Annotated in this window: 1 protein-coding gene; it reads right to left on the bottom strand. The window is 60.3% G+C overall.

Features of this window, described 5'->3' with window-relative positions:
* Window positions 1–216: LrgB family protein (locus SAY88_RS25055; protein ID WP_332635136.1), on the bottom strand; the 216-nt coding region annotated here is incomplete at its 3' end.
* Window positions 217–272: the final 56 nt, after the last annotated feature.

Here is a 272-nt window from a genome sequence, read left to right as displayed (position 1 = left end):
CGTCGCGGGTCCCAGCAGCCAGAGCAGCCAGTGGTTTTCTGCAATGTAATCCTGCCAGCTGATGTGGGTCAGCAGCAGCAGTGCCACCAGCACCAGCGGCGTCATCACCAGCGGCATTAACAGCAGCGTCCGCCAGCGGCGGTAAAGCCGTTTATTCAGCGCATACACCCGCAGCGTAACCGCCACACACAGCAGGCTGAGCAGAAATTCACGCATGAGGATCCTGCTTACGCGCGGCGCGCGCGACTTCATAGTGATAAAGCCGATCCACC

Source organism: Halalkalibacter flavus (assembly GCF_036663575.1).
In the GTDB taxonomy this organism is placed as follows: Bacteria; Bacillota; Bacilli; order Bacillales; family Bacillaceae_D; genus Halalkalibacter; species Halalkalibacter flavus.
Note: the sequence above shows the minus strand (reverse complement) of the source record. Positions and strands in the feature narration are given on the sequence as shown.